The organism is Sphingobacterium sp. Mn56C, from assembly GCF_049319645.1.
Classification (GTDB): Bacteria; Bacteroidota; Bacteroidia; order Sphingobacteriales; family Sphingobacteriaceae; genus Sphingobacterium.
In genome coordinates this window covers 1,460,958-1,479,501 of sequence record NZ_JBMOUC010000001.1, presented here as the reverse complement: position 1 = coordinate 1,479,501, position 18,544 = coordinate 1,460,958, and the positions used below count along the sequence as shown (strand labels likewise).

Annotated in this window: 14 protein-coding genes and 1 pseudogene; 9 read left to right on the top strand and 6 right to left on the bottom strand. The window is 35.3% G+C overall.

From position 1 onward, the window contains the following. Window positions 1-21 precede the first annotated feature (21 nt). The 5 genes from ACL9RF_RS06230 to ACL9RF_RS06210 form a co-directional block, all read right to left on the bottom strand. The gene (locus ACL9RF_RS06230) at window positions 22-792 is read right to left on the bottom strand and encodes a methyltransferase domain-containing protein (protein WP_422799737.1); all 771 of its coding nucleotides are present in this window, start codon (window positions 790-792) and stop codon (window positions 22-24) included. Between the two features lie 302 nt (window positions 793-1,094). Beyond that, on the bottom strand, window positions 1,095-1,286 hold the full coding sequence (locus tag ACL9RF_RS06225) for a cold-shock protein (protein ID WP_422799736.1): 192 nt from the start codon (window positions 1,284-1,286) through the stop codon (window positions 1,095-1,097). Window positions 1,287-1,511: 225 nt separating this feature from the next. Further along, the gene (locus ACL9RF_RS06220) at window positions 1,512-2,381 is read right to left on the bottom strand and encodes an alpha/beta hydrolase (RefSeq protein ID WP_422799735.1); all 870 of its coding nucleotides are present in this window, start codon (window positions 2,379-2,381) and stop codon (window positions 1,512-1,514) included. Window positions 2,382-2,587: 206 nt separating this feature from the next. Next, complete coding sequence (locus ACL9RF_RS06215) at window positions 2,588-3,862, bottom strand: DEAD/DEAH box helicase (RefSeq protein WP_422799734.1); 1,275 nt, start codon at window positions 3,860-3,862, stop codon at window positions 2,588-2,590. Between the two features lie 279 nt (window positions 3,863-4,141). Continuing rightward, window positions 4,142-5,164 carry a GntR family transcriptional regulator gene (locus tag ACL9RF_RS06210; protein WP_422799733.1) on the bottom strand — a complete coding sequence of 341 codons (1,023 nt, stop codon included), beginning with the start codon at window positions 5,162-5,164 and terminating at the stop codon, window positions 4,142-4,144. A gap of 401 nt (window positions 5,165-5,565) precedes the next feature. On the opposite strand from ACL9RF_RS06210, the gene ACL9RF_RS06205 reads away from it, so the two are divergent. From ACL9RF_RS06205 to ACL9RF_RS06170, 8 genes and pseudogenes are all read left to right on the top strand, one after another. After that, window positions 5,566-6,339, top strand: a complete 774-nt coding sequence (locus ACL9RF_RS06205; RefSeq protein ID WP_422799732.1) for a LuxR C-terminal-related transcriptional regulator — start codon at window positions 5,566-5,568, stop codon at window positions 6,337-6,339. Between the two features lie 172 nt (window positions 6,340-6,511). Beyond that, the gene (locus ACL9RF_RS06200; RefSeq protein WP_422799731.1) at window positions 6,512-7,351 is read left to right on the top strand and encodes an aldo/keto reductase; all 840 of its coding nucleotides are present in this window, start codon (window positions 6,512-6,514) and stop codon (window positions 7,349-7,351) included. A gap of 299 nt (window positions 7,352-7,650) precedes the next feature. Further along, complete coding sequence (locus ACL9RF_RS06195; RefSeq protein WP_422799730.1) at window positions 7,651-7,923, top strand: hypothetical protein; 273 nt, start codon at window positions 7,651-7,653, stop codon at window positions 7,921-7,923. After that, window positions 7,880-8,347 carry a phage integrase SAM-like domain-containing protein gene (locus ACL9RF_RS06190; protein ID WP_422799729.1) on the top strand — a complete coding sequence of 156 codons (468 nt, stop codon included), beginning with the start codon at window positions 7,880-7,882 and terminating at the stop codon, window positions 8,345-8,347. Before ACL9RF_RS06195 ends, ACL9RF_RS06190 begins: the two co-directional genes overlap by 44 nt. Before the next feature lie 24 nt (window positions 8,348-8,371). Then, window positions 8,372-8,770, top strand: a complete 399-nt coding sequence (locus ACL9RF_RS06185; RefSeq protein ID WP_422799987.1) for a site-specific integrase — start codon at window positions 8,372-8,374, stop codon at window positions 8,768-8,770. Between the two features lie 181 nt (window positions 8,771-8,951). Continuing rightward, entirely contained in the window at window positions 8,952-14,132 is a 5,181-nt protein-coding gene (locus tag ACL9RF_RS06180) for an AAA domain-containing protein (RefSeq protein WP_422799728.1), read from the top strand. A 600-nt stretch (window positions 14,133-14,732) separates the two neighbouring features. Beyond that, the gene (locus tag ACL9RF_RS06175; protein WP_422799727.1) at window positions 14,733-15,716 is read left to right on the top strand and encodes a phosphotransferase; all 984 of its coding nucleotides are present in this window, start codon (window positions 14,733-14,735) and stop codon (window positions 15,714-15,716) included. Window positions 15,717-15,895: 179 nt separating this feature from the next. Continuing rightward, window positions 15,896-16,240, top strand: a pseudogene (locus ACL9RF_RS06170) (hypothetical protein); the annotation flags it as partial. Between the two features lie 519 nt (window positions 16,241-16,759). Here ACL9RF_RS06170 and ACL9RF_RS06165 read toward each other — a convergent pair. Further along, window positions 16,760-17,740 carry a deoxyhypusine synthase family protein gene (locus ACL9RF_RS06165; protein WP_422799726.1) on the bottom strand — a complete coding sequence of 327 codons (981 nt, stop codon included), beginning with the start codon at window positions 17,738-17,740 and terminating at the stop codon, window positions 16,760-16,762. Between the two features lie 372 nt (window positions 17,741-18,112). On the opposite strand from ACL9RF_RS06165, the gene ACL9RF_RS06160 reads away from it, so the two are divergent. Then, complete coding sequence (locus ACL9RF_RS06160) at window positions 18,113-18,463, top strand: hypothetical protein (RefSeq protein WP_422799725.1); 351 nt, start codon at window positions 18,113-18,115, stop codon at window positions 18,461-18,463. Window positions 18,464-18,544: the final 81 nt, after the last annotated feature.

The window sequence follows — 18,544 nt, the reverse complement described above, 5'->3', positions numbered from 1 at the left end:
GTGTACTTTCCAGGTATTGGTTTAGTGTTTCTTTACACCATACATTAGCATACGTTTAAAAGCATAAATGGCTGGAAATTTGGGAAAACTTTTCTGTATTCTCGACTTAAATTCGCTAATGAATACAGTTCTGTCTGTAGGGGAAAGCGGATCGACATAGGGTATTAATGCCGTACCAGCAATAAATGCATACAGCTCGTCTGCATTTTCTGCAATTATAGGATATACTTTTTCCATAATCTCAATGTCCGTTATATCATTTTCAAAGAGTAGCTGTGCATAGGCATCCATCGTTAACACGGGAGATTCCCGATTGAAATAATTTAGCATTTTGGCGTAAGGCTCCTCACTAGCCAGGTTGTACAGTATTTTATTCAGGAGATTATCATTTTGTACAGGCATTTGTATGGCAACCTGTCCTTTCGGCGCTAACAGCTTTAAAAGCCTTGGAAAGCGCTGTGCATGGTTATCGATCCATTGTAATGCGGCATTACTAAAAATCAAATCATATGGCTGTGTATCGTTTAGTGTTTCTTCAATAGACTGCTGTTTAAATTGTAGGTTTTCGTGCGCAAAGGCAGTAGCTTTCGCTAGCATCTCTGCAGAAGAGTCTATCCCGATAAAGGTTGAACCCCCAAGTTTATTGACCAACAACGCTGTCTGCTCACCGGTACCACAGCCCAGGTCAATGCCACTAAGCTTTGGTGCAGGCTTAAGGAAAGCAGCAAGATCGTAAAAAGGTCTGTAGCGTATCGCTTTAAATTGGTTGTAATTTTCAGGGTTCCATGCCATAATAGCGTTATTTAAGGTTCACAAATTAAAACTAAGGGTGAAGGTATGGTCTATTAGCCACAAAAAACCTGCCATACTTAGCCATGTAAGCAGGGCTAAATGTAGGGTATCTAAGGAAAATTATTGGCGCTTTTTCAAGCGATAAAATAAGTTGCGCTGGAATATTAGCCGGAAGGTAAATAAAAGATAACCTTCATTGGCGGTCCTCCTGCCGCATGGCTGCATACCAGCTAGGGAGGGCAGTAAAACAAAACAGGTGCCCACACGTGGGCACCTGTATTTACAAGAAAAATAATATATTGTTACGCTAATTTAACATTAACGGCACTGATTCCTCTTTGTGTTCTTTCTGTGTCGTAAGTTACAACGTCACCTTCAGCAACTTGGTCTTTAAGAGCAGAAATATGTACGAAAACATCACCGCTACCATCCTCAGGAGTAATAAAACCAAATCCCTTAGTTTCATTGAAAAACTTAATTTTTCCTTTATTCATTATTCTTTATTATTTAAACTTCTGCAAGGTAAGCATAAATAACTGTTATTTATGCTAAAAAATAAATAAAAAGTAATCTTTTTAAAGAAAAGTTTAGCAACCGTAGGTTTTTGCCCCCTATAAACGTATTTATTGAACTTTTTGCCAATTGGTTATAGCTTTTATGTATAAAATTCACAAGCGTGTGAAAAATTAATAACCTGTGATTTTAGCCTACTACCTGAATCATGGCTGTTTTGCCTGGCCATCCGCAGCATGGAGCAGCCGAAAAGCATTATACACGGCTTGATGAATCACAGTTGCGTGAGTTTCATTTGGCAAATAATCAAAAACACAATAAACCTCATTTTTAGCGGACAAGATTTTGAATAAGGCTTCAGCCTCCTGATACATTTTAATATCCTCGTCTTTGCTAGGTGCACCCACATAAACCCTAACTTTACTTTTAAGGTTCTTGTCTAGCAGCGCTGAAGCCTTCTCCAGTAAGGCACCCTCTCCCCACCATAAACTAGGGCTTATAATCAAGTAATCGCTAAACATATAAGGCTTTGTAAGCAGGATTTCCGTACTTAGCAAACCTGCTAATGACTCGCCGATAACGGTATTTTTTCCATTTCCTTTATACGTCTTGTTGATATAAGGGAGGAGTTCATTTTCTAAAAATGCCATATACTGCGCCGAACCACCATAACGTGGGAAGCTGCTTTTACGAAACCCTTCCTTCTCGATAAAGTCAATATTAGGGACAGCAAATGTGAAGTCCCTGCGGCGGTCCGTATTTTCAATGCCCACAACCACCGCATTTGGAAATTGTGCAATCCAAGGTTGCGTTTGGAATCGTATAATTCCAGACAGATGAAAAAAGTCTTCCGCCATACCGCCATCCAATATATAGATTATAGGATACTGTACACTGTCTTGCGCATTGAAGTCGTCCGGGAGGAGGATATTAATTCTGCGATCCTCATTTAAAATTTTGGAGGATAAAACTGTTGTTTTTCCAAAAGGTAAGCTGAGCTCTTTTGTTTGAGCAGCTAAACCTGATATTACAGCCAGACAAAGCAGCGTAAGTGCGGGTTTTAATATTTTTAACATAAGGGTATTTTTTTGCTTTGGTTTATGGAAATAACAAAGATAAATTGCTGAGGTATACTTGAATTGCACTGCTGTAGCGGCCAATTTAGAAATAAAAATACGACTATTTAGCTGACATAGGTAAAAGACCTGGGTAAGTGAAAAAGCTGTTTACCCATTTAAGGATGGCATAAACAGCTTTTTTATAGATTAAAAGCAGGTAGTATTTACCCTTTCTTTTTCTTCATGGTCATTTTAGCCTTTTGTCCGCCACCATAGTTATAGGTTTTGCTATTACTCTCTTTCTTTTTATGGAAAGAGCCACCGCGGCTTTCGTCAATTTTAACCTTTTCCTTAGGGCCAGTCGATGGTCGGAAGATAACCAAATCCTCCGGTAGGGGCATCGTCGCTATCTTCTTGCCGATAGTCTGCTCTATTTTTCTAAGCTCAGGAAGTTCAATGTCTGTAGCAAAGGTAATTGCAATAACATCCTCGTCCGTAGTCTTAATGCTATATTGCACAAAAAGATCCTTATTTTCGGGCACCTCAAAATTAAAAATAAACGGTATACCCGTTATATCGACAGCAGAGGCCCCCTCATGGGCAACAATAAGTATACGGCAGTTTGGCATTTGTTTAAAAATATTCACATCCGTAATTCCCTCTTCGTCATAAAATAAAGGATTCAACACCTGCACCTCACCCTTTTTAGCATATAAACTTTGGCTTAATTTGTGGGCCGTCTGTTTACTGTTTACAAACACCAAAACCTTATCAAAAACCTCTTCATCACGCATCAAGAGATTCAGCAGATTGATTTTTGTGGTGAAGTTTGGTACCTGATACAACATCAAATCATGCGTTTCCATCGCCGTATTGCCCAAGTCCTCGACCTCAATAGTAGTCGCTAAAGACATAAAGTCGTCGATCATCACATGTAATTTTTGATGCTCTACAGTGCTGAATGCGAGGTACTGTACTTTGCCACAACTTTGAGCAAGCTCGCGTACTGGAGTCTGCATCCCTTGTTTTATAATCTCCTCCGCATCATCAATAATAAACGTCTGAATACGGTTCAGGTTAAGCCCTAACTTAAGGTATACAGCACGTGCACGGTTAGGGGTTGCCACCACAATATCCACACCCCGAACCAAGGCCTCAATCTCTTCTTCAATGCTACCAGAAGCTTTAAGTCCCATGATATACAAATCTTTATTTTTGCTGATCTGAATAAACTGGTCAACAATAGCCGTAATACGCTCCTCATTGGGTGCTAAAATTAAAACTTTGGGCGCTTCGTCGTGCGTATATTTAAGGCGCATTAATACCCCCAGCACATAAGAAGTGGTTTTTCCAGCCCCTTCAGGTGCAATACCAATAATACTGTGACCACCGATAATTCGAGACAGCGTTTTTACTTGAAATTCTTTGGCGTTAAAGTAGCCCAGCTCATTCATCGAGGCATGCAGACGTTTGCTAAGTTTTAATTTTTCTAAGGACACTATTTAATTATTAAATGTAATATAAGGTACAAAGGTAATTAAAATAAAATTGTAGTACGATTTAGGTTTTATTTCATTTAGCGGCACTGTAATTCGTGATTATAAATTAAAATTGCGGCGTAAGACTGGAAAAATAAACGCTGTGTTTAAGCAGTAGCCTCTCCAACTGTTTTCAGTGCACTGGAAGTCAATACAATCCATGCATATATACCTGGGAATCGAGTCTACAGCATTATTGGCCCACAAACACGGTTACATCTTTTAGCAATTTATAACGATTTATAACGATTTACGACGGTACAATAAGGTAGGTATAAGTTCGTGTACGGTTTCTTTCTGCACCACGGCCTGTGCTGCACGGATACCCATTAAACTAAAATCGGTCGAATAGGTCGTAATACCACCGCCAATAATTTCCTTGAGAAGCTCATCGTTACACGATAAAATGCCAATATCCTTCCCCGGGCTTAGGCCTTTCGTTTCACAATCTTTCAGAATCTGCCATATCTCTGCATTATTCAAAGTAAAGTAAACATGTCCCTTTTTTACGGATCCTTTTTTATACTCCGGTACAATTTTGGCTTTTACATCAAAGTCCTTGGCAAATTTTCTGTACGAACGGATAATTTCTATAGGGTCAAAGGATTCTGTAGTATGAAAAAACACAAGCTGATCAAAGGTTTTAATGGTTGGAGCGAGCTCTGCCAATACCCGGTAGGTAGATTGTTCAAATTCCTGGGTGATATAACTACTTTTCAAACCCACAGGCTCAAAACGATCAAAAAGCACCAACTTACGTTCTGGTAAACCCTGCAGCAACATCCGCGTTTTCGGATGTGGGATAGGAGCAATAACGTAGGCACCATATTTTCCTTTAATCATGTCGATCATGGTCTCAAACATCGTAATATTGCCATGGTGGAAAAAAACATCAATATGCACTTTATTACCCAGCTCATTTCGAAAATTACGGTAAAATTGCTCCTGGAAGGAGTCAAATAAAAACATCAGCAGTGCCACCTTCAACGATTGGTCAGTAGCCTCGTTCGCAACAAAATAGCCCAATCTCCGTTTTGCCTCCACAATACCACGGTTTTTCAGCTCCCTATAGCCACGCATAATGGTCTCTCGGGCAAAGCCCAATTCCTTTATTAAAACATTTATGGAAGGCAGCGGATCCCCCTTACTGATAATTTTGGCTTCAATAGCATGTATTATACCCTGTACAAACTGTTCATGTTTGGAATAAGATGGAATTTCTTCTAAAGCTTTGATCGTATCAAATACCGTGACGTTACTCATAATTACAGGTTAAATGCATTAAGTATGAACCGAATTGTTATATAATCCCGAAATAGGGGTTAACAGTTTATTGCGTATCATTAAACCTATAAAAATCCAAATTAGGAAAATGCTGCTTATAGTTCTGTTATGGCCAAAACTGTCCTTTTTTTTTTAGAAAACCAAAAAAAATATAGGATACAGCAAAAATGCTGTTTGCCAGTATCTAAAATAGGTACCGTAAAGGCTGGTTTTTTTGTATTATATAAACAAATAAAAGCTGTTGTAAATAGAAATAATTAAATATAACACATTCAATTGTAGGTTGTTAATATTTAATGATGTATATTTACTTTTTTAAAAGCCCTATCCTGCAGTTCATCACCGAAATCCAATAGCATTTAATTTTTTAGCGGTTAAATATGAAAGAGACCAAGGAAGAACATATGCTTTCCGAAGTATGGGAGCGCTTTGGGGACATGCATAGCCAGGACTATGTACCCCGGAAGGGGAGGGCATTAGCAAGCCTGGTAAAAGATATATTAGCAATAGGGCCATATTATTCTTATGTAATTGACGTCCTGGACTACAGCTTACACCAGGTTTCCGATGCCATACTAGCCTTACATGGTCTTAGCGACTACCCTAAACATATTAAAGAGATACTGCAGCTTATACATCCCGATGATCAGGATTTCGTACTTAAGGCAGAGGAGGCTACGTTAGTGAAAATTCAAGAAATAGGTTTTGCTTATCTATTACACTTCAAGTGCTCCTATTGTTTTCGTATGCGGATGGCGGATGGCACCTACCATATGTTTCACCATCAATCTATCCATTTAACCAAAGATAAGGATGGGCGACTTACGGAAGCGCTGAATATCCATACCGATATACAGCATATTGCGCCGAAGAACACGAAAATAGTGCTGGTTTCAGCGCTGGGTTCCGACAATGAATATTATCAAATCGACTTATCGCCGGCTAGCACATTACCACCCATGCCCGCATTTTCCAAGCGCGAGATGGAAGTATTACAATTGCTAAGCCAAGGCTATTCCAGTCCGCAAATTGCGGATCGCTTATTTATTGCACCCGATACGGTTAGAACACATCGCAAACGGCTGCTAAGGAAAAGCCAAACCAAAAATGTAGGCGAGTTTATTCGTAAATGTTTGGAATGGGGCCTTCTATAGGGCAGTGTTTTTCTTTGGATTTTGTATTTTTCCTATACTTTTACTACGAATAACACGTTTTTTAATGGAGGTTAGCGGTTAGCTTTTATATTCGGCCTTATTCAGCAAACCTGAAAGCATTAAAATCGAAAGCAATACAGCTATATATACTATTCATAAAACAAAGTTTACGATGCAAACATTCACATTAAAAAATGGCGTTGAAATTCCATCCCTAGGGTATGGAACCTATTTAACAGCCAGTAAAACGGCAGCCGAAGTGGTCGAAGAAGCCTTGGCTGCCGGGTATCGGCATATCGATGCTGCCGCTATTTATGGTAACGAACAAGAGGTGGGCGAGGGAATAAAAAAAAGTGGCCTACCGCGAGAATCTATTTTTGTGACAAGTAAATTATGGAATGCCAACAGAGGTTATGAAACAACGAAAAAAGCCTTCCAACAGAGCCTAGCCGATTTGCAATTGGATTATTTGGATTTGTACCTTATTCATTGGCCGGCAAATGCCAAACAGTTTCCAGAAACCTGGGCGTCGCTGAATAGTGAAACCTGGCGGGCTTTTGAAGACCTCTATAAAGCGGGAAAAATAAAGGCTATTGGGGTAAGCAATTTTGATATAGAACATTTGGAAAGTTTATTTAAAACGGCAACAATAAAACCTATGGTCAACCAAATTGAGCTTCATCCTGGCTATCCACAACGCGAACAGGTAGCCTTTAATAAAGCGCATGATATTCTTGTGGAAGCTTGGGGCCCATTAGGGCAATCCCGCTTGATAAACAACGACACCTTAGTTGCAATAGGCCAGAAACATCAAAAATCATCCGCGCAAGTATGTTTACGTTGGTCTCTCCAACAGGGGTTCCTGCCGTTGGCCAAATCGGTTACCTCGGCGCGTATTATAGAAAATTTCGATATTTGGGATTTTGAGCTTGACGTGGAGGATATGAAAACCATCGATGCCCTGCAGGAGCAGGGATGGTCTGGATTACGACCTGCGGAGGTTGATTTTTAATACCCTGCAGATCCTAGACTGCATGGCCCTTACCCCACAGGGCCATGCGGTATACATAAGTTTAAGGGGCAAGGTTCTATAATGCGGATGTATTTCAGCTTTCTGCATGATTTTTCATATTGTTCCGTGGCTCATATAGGTTTAATTTTATCATTAAGAATTGTGAGTATGGAAACGACAAAAAAATCAACGTTTAAGGTACTGTTTTATCTTAAAAAGGACGCCCAATGAAGAATGGAAAGGTTACGGTTATTTGCAGGATTACCGTAAACTGAAAATAGTCTGCCTTCAGTACCAAGTTGGATATTGCCGCAACAAATTGGGATTTGAAGTACGGTAGGGTTTTAGGCAAAAGTAGAGAAGCTCAAGAGGTAACCAGCAAACTCGACAAAATCCGTTTGGGTATAGAGGACTGTTATTCCAAAATTATGAAGAACGAGGGAGTTGTAAACAGTGTGAAACTTAAAAATACCTTTCTCGGAATGGAAAGCGGAGAATTGACCTTTTTCAAATTCTACGAACAGTTTATTGCAGATTTTAAAAAAAAAGGTAAACAACGGACTTCGGGTTAATGGCACACGTAGTAAGTACAAAATATTTTTAAAACACCTGCGAAATTTTGCACTGACAAAATACGGTTACTCTGACTTATCATTAAATGACCCTACATCTAATTTTGTGCAGGACTTTGATTATTACCTGCGTGACGACCAAAGCTTAACATACAACACTATTTGGCTGTATATGATTGGATTTACCACGCTTTGCCGATTGGTAATGAGCAGAAAGCATCTTGCCTTTAATCCGTTCAGCGAGTACAAGAATACCAAAAAGGACAAAGACAGAGGTTATCTGCTACGAAATGAGTTAGAACAGCTTGTAATGTTCAACTGTGACAAAAAGAAAGATGAATTGGTTAAAGATTTGTTTGTTTTCAGTTGCTTTACAAGGCTTTCCTATTCCGATATGAAAGGGCTTAGAAACAGTAATCTTTAAGATTTCTTTGACGGTAACCAGTGGATTATTATACGCAGGAAGAAAACAGCTACATTATCAAACGTAATGCTTTTGGATATTCCCAATATGATTATTGAGAGATATGCAGGATTGTCAAAGGACGAAAAGGTGTTTCCTGTACCATCAAATACAGTCTGCAATGATAGCTTAAAGCGAATATCCCAACTGATAGATTGCCTTAAAGAAAAGAAAGTAACCTTTCATTTGGCACGTCATACGTTTGCCACCCTGTTTTTAAGTGAGGACGTTCCGCTCGAAAGTTTGAGCAAAATGTTAGGGCATAAGAATATTGCCACAACGCAGATTTACGCCAAGATACTCAACGAGAAAATTGGTAAGGATATGCAAAAGATATCGCACAAATTTAAGGGTATGGAACGGTCTTTTGTTCCACAATTTTAAGATTATAGTATTTAAAGAAAATCAATTTTAATTATATTTACTTTCTTAGTAATTTAGTCGTTACTATAAAGAATAAAAGATTAATTAGAAAAACTTTATCAAGGTGCGAGATATGGATAATATTATCTTAACACTTTGGGAAAAAATGTAAATTTGACTGAAAACTTTATTATTGAAATAAATGAACGTACTCAACCAATACATAACCTTTCTAAAAGAATATAAAAAACTGCTCGAAAAAGGAGTGAAAGACGTTCTGAATTCAACTGTTTCCAGTAACTTTATTTGGGTTGATGAAATAGAAAATTTCATTGATTCGGGTATATGTGAATCCACTTTAATTGATATTTTTTCTTCAAAATTCAAGAAACAACCTATAATTTTCTCTTTACAAAAACCGTATAAACCAAATATACAAATCCCAAATAGATTCTTAGAAATTATTGATTTTGACGAAGCTAAAAACAAGTTTGAAAGTATTAATCGAGACGAAGAAGAACTTGTAAGTTTCCAAAATTCGACAGAAGGAAAAGTTGAATTAGAAAAACTTAAAAAGTTCAAAAAAAATAAAGAAACGTACTCAAAGCTTTACAGAGCTTATAATGATATTAAAAATGATTCAAATTTAGAAATCGTTTTAAGTCTTGGATTTATACAATATTCCAAATTAAATAACAATGGAAATTTATCAAAAACCAATCAACATTTATTTCATTTCCCTTTATCGTTAGATATTGATTCAAACAATGTTGTAAAAATTTCATTTTCAGATTTAGAAAACCCTTATGCAGATTTTTTCTTTCTAAATAATACTCCTATTGAAAAAGAAGTATTATCAAATGTCATTGATAGATTTGAAGAAAGAGTCACTGAACTTGGTTATGAGTACATTTTTGAAAAGGAATTTAAAGATTTGATTGCAAAATCTATTCAAAAAATTTCCAGCAATTCTGAATTTGAAAACTTAATTTACAGACCTGAGAGCGACCATTTCAGAGAAGATTATTTTAAGGTGCTATTTTCTCCTGCAATAAATATTAAACAACGAAAGCCACGTTTCTTCGAAAAATTAATGGATTCAATTATTAAACACAATAATGAAAATGAAATAGAAGCAAAACTATTTAATCTGTTAATTAGAAAACCAGAATCATCAGGAAACAATTCTTACACAAAACCTAACTATTTTAAAGAGAAACTTTTTGAAACTCATAAAGCAAAAGCTAAAAACCTAAATGGAGATGACGACTTTTCTGTGTTTTTCCCTCTTCCATTTAACAAGGAACAAAAACAGATTTATGAAAATTATTTAAAAAACAGATTAACTGTTGTAACAGGACCTCCAGGAACTGGAAAATCTCATACAATTGTAAACATACTTTGTTCTTTGTTAGCGCAAGGAAAAAAAGTGCTTGTCACTGCCCAAACAGATAAGGCTTTGGAATCTTTACTTGATAAAATTCCAGAAACTTTTGATGATTTGATATTCACAAAAATACAATTAGAAACTAATCGAAATCGGTTTTCATTAGAAAAAAGTATTGGCAATATTTCAAAAATTCTTACAGACAACTTTTATCTAAATGTTGAAACTAAAATAGAAGAGTTAGACAATTTAAAAGCTGAATATGTAAAAAAAAAATCCGAAATTATTCGAGCCCTTGAAAAAGAATACACTCAAATCAATATTAATGACTCTTTTGAAAATTTAAGAGCCTATCAAATATTTGAAAAATTTGAATCGAAAGAATCAGAGGAATGGAATTGGATTCAAGATGAATTATCAAATGAAGCTATATTAAGTTTTGAAATTATTAAAAATGAGATTTTAAAATACAAACAATTAATTGGAACAGAAATCCGATACAATAATGCTATCAATATTGATATTTCATCAATATTGAAAAACTTAGAAAGTTTTGATTTTAAAAACTTGATATCTATTCAAGAGCAATACACCAATCAATTAAATTATTTGGGATTAAATGAGTATACCAAAGATAAGGTGTTAAACATTCAGTTGGAAAATATCGCAAAAGTTGCAAATGAATTTTCTAACTCGGATATTGTTCTCAAAAACATTAATCAATTAGAGAATATACAGAAACAATTAAACAATAAGGTTTTTCAAGAAAATGTTACGATAAATAAATCCTTTAGTAACCTTACTGAAAATGGAACAAAGTATCTTTTAGACATAGAAACTTACCTATCGTTTGCTGAAAATGGGAAAGCAGGATTTTTTACAAAACTCACCAATTCTAATTTTAAAAAAGTTTCATATTTAGAACAATTTACTGTAAATGGTAAAAAGTGTAATAACAAAACTGAAATATTACAATTAAAATCGGCAATTGAAAACCTCATTATTATCAACAAAAATTTCACTTTGTTGAAACAAAATGGTTTTTCGTTCTCTTATGACGATAACTCCAATCTTTATGAAAAAAGCATCGTTTTAAAGGAGGTTTTGAAAAAGATAGAAACAAATAAGGAAGTTGTTTCTAAAATTCAATTCAATGCGGACTTTATAAATTTTTCAGAATACACTCAAATCAATTTGTTTGATATTGACAATATATCAAAAAAAGCAATATCATTTCAAGATGACATCGATAAATTACGAAGAATAAATCATCAATTAATTAAAAAAATTGAAGTATTAAGAAATATTGATTCAATAATTGAACAATCTTCATTAAAAAATGACTTTTTAAACTTTTTACCTGTTGAAAAAATTGGAGAAGCACAAGATTTTGAACTTTTAAAGAGCAAATTTTTAGAAATTGGAAAACAGCTTGAGGTAGAACAAATATTTCTCAACTTAAAAAAGTATTTGAAAGATTTGCTTCCAAATACTTTTGATTCTCTTGAAAATATTCCTAATCATTATATTTCAAAGGAAAATTTCGAATACGCTTCTGCCAATAGGTTCATTATAGAAAACGAATTTATTGATTTACAAAAATGTAAAGAAGAATTATCATTTATAAACAAAAAAATATTCCAACTTAAATGTGATATTTTGTTTGACCTAGCAAAGTCAAACTTTAAAAACAAGTTTGTAAATAATAAAATTGATGCATTTATAAATTTGCTTGAAGAATACAAGTATAATTTATCTCAAAGTGTTAGAAAGATTCGTAACCAAACTCAATATCAAATCCTTACACGAAAGAACAGTATTGATATTAGCAAGAGGTTGTCTTGTTGGGTAATGAAATTTAATGATGTTTTAAATTCGGTTGGAAGTGAGCCTGAAATTTTTGATTGCGTTATTGTTGATGAAGCAAGTCAATTAGACTTTAATAGCCTTATTTTAAGTTATTATGCAGAAAATATGATAATCGTTGGAGACGACAAACAAACATCTCCAAGTAGTCTGACAGGAGCTGACGGAAACGATTTTGAATCTATTAAAAATAAACATCTGAAATTTTTAGGAGCAAACGCACTTCATATTAAAAGTGATAATAGTTTGTTTATGCTTTCAAAGATGGTTGCAGGAACTGCAAATCTAACTTTGAGAGAACATTTCAGATGTGTTCCGGAAATTATTGAATTCTCAAAATTTCATTTTTATGACAATTCGTTACGACCTCTGAAACAGATTAACTCAAACAGACTTAATCCAAAAGAAACTGTTTTTGTAAACGATGCATTTACAGAAGACAAAATTGTTTACAAAGAAATTGAAGAAATTAAAAAATTTCTTCAAAAAATTCTAAAAGAGGAGCAATATGCAAATAAATCTATTGGCGTAGTAAGTTTGGGATTGACAAAGCATACTGAAAAACTAAAGGATATAAAAGAAGATTTAGCCAATGAATTTGGAAAGGAAAAAATAGATAAGCATAAACTTATTATAGAAGATTCTCCAAAATTCCAAGGGGATGAAAGAGATGTTATGATTGTTTCTCTTGGAGTTGCATTAGATTTTCAGAAATTGAAAGAAAATCAAAATGCCAAACCACGAGCAATTATTAATGACCAAGACGAATTTAAAAAAATTAATGTCGCATTAAGTCGTGCAAAAGAACAAATGGTTTTATTTCATTCTGTTGAGCAAAATGATTTACAAACAAATGACTTTAGAATTAATATTTTGAGTTTCTTCAAAGATGAAGCAAAACCCATTTCTCAATTACAAATTAACAACAATAATATTGAAAGATTTAGACACAATGTACCTGAACCCTTTGACAGTTGGTTTGAATTTGATATTGCGAAAGCACTTATTGAAAATGGGTATAGTTATATCCAACCCCAATACAATGTAAAAGAAGCTGAACTTTTTTATAATCACAAACTTGGAAAACAAGTTTACATCAACTTTAAAATTGATTTAGTTATCCATAATAATGGAAAAATGATTGCTATAGAATGTGATGGCGACCCTTTTCATTCACTTCCTGAAGATGTGGCTTACGATATTGAAAGGCAAGAATTTTTAGAACGTGTTGGTTGGAAAGTATATCGTGTACTTTATTCAGCATTTAAAAGAAGTCCACAAGAAGAAATACAAAGAATTATAGATTTTATTGAAAATAATACGAAAAAAGACCACAAAATAATTATTGAAAAAACAATTGAATTAAATGAAGTGTTTGAAGATGAAATAGAGTTTGAGAATGAAACAGAAATACCTGAATATGTTTTGCCGAAACATAAATTATACATTGACATTTTAGAGGAAAATAGTGAAATATCTAATTCTATAAATCAATTAAATGGCACGACAACAAATCATAAACACAGGTCATTCATTGATATGATTGATGAAGATTTAGAAGAATCAAATCAGTTAAATCTATTTTCCTATGATAGCAAAATTCTTTGCTACTTCAATCTTTTCAGTGACAACACATACAAAATACAAGAGCATTCAGAAGAGAATTGTTTATTTTCATTACCTATTGACGAAAAGTTTAAAGAGGGGTTTCTCCTTCAATGCTATGACAATGGACATATAAACAAAGTTTATGTAAATTCTATACTAGAAAAGAGAATGAACTATCATTATTCAAATGGCAAAAATCCAAATGCCAATATTCTCTATCTCAAATTGATTGAAGAAGATGCGATTATTGCTTTAAAAATAAAACGAGGTTTAGAAACTGTTTTTAAAGCTCATAAAACTGAAAATATTTCAAATAGAGAACTTTTACATTTGCAAGGATATAAAGTTGTTTATCAACCTACCGAAAATATTGAATACAAAATTTTACCTAAAAATATTTATGGAGATATTAAACGGCTAATTTTTAAAAGTTTTTCAGCAGAAGGAAAATCAGTACATAATAGCTACTACGAAAATGAATGGAAAGTAATTAAACGATTTCTTCCTAATCTAAACGAATAGTAAAAACATTAATATCTAACTGGGAAAAACAGTAGAGTTAATAAATCATATTTATAGTCAATCCTAAAAGGAACCGCCGAAGGCTTTAATCCTATCTCCAAATTTAATGTATAGCTGTTGCATTGTCAAGCCAATAAGCACCGTTACCAAATCGTTACCTGACTTTTTTTATAATCTTTATAAGTGCTTAGTATTCAACTAATACAGCTTTTCCCTGAAAACTTTAAAATAAAGTTTGAGTAAAAACACATCAAAGATTAATAGCAGGTAAAACGGTTGTAAATAAAGACTTTACAGCCGTTTTATGATTTTTTTGGTAATACGGGAAAAAGCAGTACATATTGCCAGTACACAGATTTATGGAAAAATTCTCAACGAGAATGTCGGAAAAAATATCGCACAAATTTAAAGGAATGGAACGCTCTTTTGTTTCTCAACGTTGAAACTGATGTGATTTAAAGAAAGCCAAAGCAGTTTTTGTTTTGTATTTTTGCTGTTGAGTAAATAAATGCATAAACATTTACAAACAATTAAAGACGGCTAACTTTCGGCAATCCCAGCATTAGCCTTAATTAAATCCAAACTCAACTCTAAAAATAAATGAAAACTTTTCCCGTAATCGCTTCAATATTGTCACACAATGAATTAGGAGAATTTATTAGCGAAAAATATAATTTAGCAGATAATTTTAAATGTGAACTTTTTAGAACTGGAGTGAATCACACATATTTTATGTTTAATAAGAATAGAAAATATGTTGTCCGAGTTTATTGTCACAATTGGCGAACAAGAGTTGAAATTGAGGAAGAATTAAAACTTCTAAAGTTACTCAAAACTCATGATCTTTCCGTTTCAGTTCCAATTGTAGATAAAAATGAAAATTATATTCAAGAAATAAACGCTCCTGAAGGTTTGAGATATGTTGTACTTTTTAGTTTTGCAGAAGGTGAAAAAATGCGTTTTATGACAAATGAAACGTGCTTTGCAATTGGTTCAGTTATGGCAAAGATTCACAACGTAACTGCCACAAAAAAAATTGAAAGGATAGATTATAGCGCTAATGTTCTTTTGTATAAAGCTTATGATTCTCTAAACGTATTTTTTTCAGACGACTTAAATGAAATGCTTTATTTAAAAGAAATTTCATCAAAAATAGCCAAGAGTTTTGACGAAAGTAATCTTCTTGAAAATCAAAAAGGAGTAGTACATCTTGATATTTGGTACGACAACTTGAGCGTAAATAAAGAAAATGAAATCATAATTTTTGATTTTGATAATTGCGGAAACGGTTCTTTAATTTTAGACATTGCCTACTTTTGTAAACAATTATTTTTTATCGAAACAGATAAAAACGAATACGAAATCAAAGTTGAAAGTTTTTTAAATGGTTATAAAAGTGAGAGAGAATTATCTGAAAACGAAATACAATTAATTCCTGAAGCAGGCGCTTCAATTTTTGTGTTTTATCTTGGCGTTCAAGCTCAACGATTTGATTGGTCTAATATATTTTTAACAGAAAACTATCTTAAAATGTTTGTTGGAAGAATAAAAAAATGGCTGGAATATTATGAAGATAAAAAATAACTACGGCTAACAGGTCGTTTAATAAAAGAGCGACGTAAGTGCTAGGTGGAACGTTTCGGCTTTTAAGACCGCTCCTTCGCCCAGCTGCTGGAACGTTACAGTCTCAAAGCATCCCAACGCTGATAGTTGTGTTATAAAACCTTGGTAAGTCATCAAACGATACTGTAAAATTTAATTATAACAATGTTGACTTTGTGCTACTTTCTCAAGTAATTGAAAATATTACAAAAAAAGAATTTTCAAAATCAATCGAAGATTTGATCATCATACCTCTAAAACTGGAAAATACAGGCTTTGTACATGAAAATGAAATTACTAAGCATTTAGCTTACGGTTATCATAACTATTCATTTGGAGAAGGAGAAGATGATAAAGCAAATGTTTATAGAAGAAGTGGAAGTATTGACGGATTTAATTCTGAAATCATGGTAAACAAAAACTTCGATAAAATCTTAATCATTCTTTGTAATACAGACACCGCTGACTTACAAAATCTGGCAAATAGAATATACTTACTAAAATAAATAAAGCTGTTTGTTCCACTATTCCCACTCACCTAGGCCAGAAAAAAATAATTAAGCTATTTTGCATAAAAACACACTTCCATTATAGGCCTAATGGCAGCTATAATGCTGTTGTATGAAACAACCGCCCACTAGCGCAGGTGCACATCTCTCTCTCCGTCCAGTCAAAGGTGCCAGCCTGCGGCAGCATGGCATGTGTCCATTGGGGAACCTTCCATTCCCCAAACCCCTTGGGTCCCCCTTCAGGCGGAGGATTATGCCGCACAGATCCACGCCACAAACCAAAGCCCGTTCCGACACCGGAAGGCAGAATTGTAGCCGCCCAATGTCGTCTGGGGTTCGGGGAGAGGATCTGTTAGGCGACCTTTGCTGCAACAGACGATCCACAAAACCATAAAATACCGTGTTCTAAAACCCCTAAAACTGCCATCTTTGAGTAGGTAACGTTCTTTGGCCAAGGTTGTTTGCATCCGCCATAGTATCGGGTAGACATAGAAAAAGTCGTGGAAAGCAATAGGATTACTTCCCTAGTATCCAAGCAAAGATTAAGGGGGCTACAATGGTAGCGTCCGATTCAATGACATAACTCGGGGTGTCTACATCCAATTTTCCCCAGGTAATCTTTTCGTTGGGGGTGCATCCGGAGTAAGAGCCATACGATGTGGTTGAATCGGTAATCTGACAATAGTAACGCCATTTTAAAATATCCTCTTTTTCCAAATCCTGGACGAGCATAGGCGCTACACACATGGAGAAATCACCAGCAATACCTCCACCGATCTGGAAAAAACCAATGCCCTGACCTACAGCATGTTGTTCGTAGTATCCGGCAAGCCATACCATGTATTCGATGCCGCTTTTCACTGTAGCGGCCTGCAGCTCCCCTTTAATTACATAAGAAGCAAAAATATTACCCAATGTGGAGTCCTCCCAGCCGGGTACTACCAACGGTAAATTGCGCTCTGCTGCAGCCAGCATCCATGAATTCTTTGGGTCTATATCATACTCTTTTTCTAATACCCCGCTTCGCAACAGTTGATACAGGTATTCGTGTGGAAAGTACCGTTCCCCATTTTCCTCCGCATTTTTCCATAGCCTTTCGATATGCCGTTGAATTTTACGGAAGGCATCCTCCTCCGGGATGCAGGTGTCGGTTACCCGGTTGTAATGGCTATGTAGTAAATCAAGTTCATCCTGTGCTGTCAGATCACGATAGTTTGGAATACGTTTGTATTGCGTATGCGCAACCAGATTCATGATATCTTCTTCCAGGTTTGCACCGGTACAGCTGATAATATCGACTTTTCCTTCGCGTATCATCTCCGCCAGGGAGATGCCTAATTCGGCCGTACTCATGGCACCGGCAAGCGAAATTAACATGCTACCCTTATTGTCTATGTGTGCCGCATAAGCCTGTGCCGCATCCACTACTGTTGCCGCATTAAAGTGTAAAAAATTGTGCTCCAGAAACTGCGATACAGGACCTTTTTTTTGTTTCATTATTGCTCTTTTAAGTGTTAAATATTAGTCGGTCCATTTCAGCATGCTGCAGGACGGTTACCAACGATTTTCTAATTATGAGGCCAAAATTAGGGGCAATATGGAGGTTAAAATTTATCTTATGATAATAAATTTCTAGCAAATTTCAATAGGCTATGCGCTGAAAGTCTTGGGTTGCTTAGGTGTATATGTAAAAGAACTTTACCACTCATCCTAAGCAAAAGCCCATCCATCAAAAATAATTTTTCTACACTTGATTAAGCGGGATATTTGGTTGTTCTATTTGTTTAAATAGTTTTTTTTCAGATGGATAAGGGCTTGTGAGGTCTCTTTTGATGGACATAAAATAGGTTTTATTAGATATAAAAAAGGATGAAAAGAGTTGTATTGTTTTTCTTGCTGGCGCTACTAGGCAGCGCCGCTGTTGCCAAGGATAGTAAAGATGTAGACCGTGCTATCAAAAAGGTACGTATAGGCATGACAATGAAAAAGGTGATTTCCTTGGTAGGAGATAGTTATACCCTGCTTTCGGCCAAAGAAGGGGTTACAGTTTGGGGCTATACTGCCGCCGATAAAGGGGTGTATACATTGGTGTTTGTGGCCGATAAATTGAAAGAATTAAGAAAAGACTACTACAGGGGCTGGTTTCCCATCTTGCCAAGCGCCTATGTAGGCAATGCCGACACTGTGCCAAGGCTGCAACGCCGAGGTTTTAGGCACTAGCCCTTTGTTAGGGGAGCCAGGGTATAACCCTGGCATTTGAGCGTTTTTTGTTGCTTTCCTTCCCGGCGATTACCTCCTGAA

Coding starts and splice junctions, on each gene's coding strand:
- ACL9RF_RS06210 (WP_422799733.1), bottom strand. CDS start 5,164: ATGAGTAACGTCACGGTATTTGATACGATCAAAGCTTTAGAAGAAATT.
- ACL9RF_RS06165 (WP_422799726.1), bottom strand. CDS start 17,740: ATGAAACAAAAAAAAGGTCCTGTATCGCAGTTTCTGGAGCACAATTTT.
- ACL9RF_RS06220 (WP_422799735.1), bottom strand. CDS start 2,381: ATGTTAAAAATATTAAAACCCGCACTTACGCTGCTTTGTCTGGCTGTA.
- ACL9RF_RS06200 (WP_422799731.1), top strand. CDS start 6,512: ATGCAAACATTCACATTAAAAAATGGCGTTGAAATTCCATCCCTAGGG.
- ACL9RF_RS06230 (WP_422799737.1), bottom strand. CDS start 792: ATGGCATGGAACCCTGAAAATTACAACCAATTTAAAGCGATACGCTAC.
- ACL9RF_RS06180 (WP_422799728.1), top strand. CDS start 8,952: ATGAACGTACTCAACCAATACATAACCTTTCTAAAAGAATATAAAAAA.
- ACL9RF_RS06160 (WP_422799725.1), top strand. CDS start 18,113: ATGAAAAGAGTTGTATTGTTTTTCTTGCTGGCGCTACTAGGCAGCGCC.
- ACL9RF_RS06225 (WP_422799736.1), bottom strand. CDS start 1,286: ATGAATAAAGGAAAAATTAAGTTTTTCAATGAAACTAAGGGATTTGGT.
- ACL9RF_RS06205 (WP_422799732.1), top strand. CDS start 5,566: ATGAAAGAGACCAAGGAAGAACATATGCTTTCCGAAGTATGGGAGCGC.
- ACL9RF_RS06175 (WP_422799727.1), top strand. CDS start 14,733: ATGAAAACTTTTCCCGTAATCGCTTCAATATTGTCACACAATGAATTA.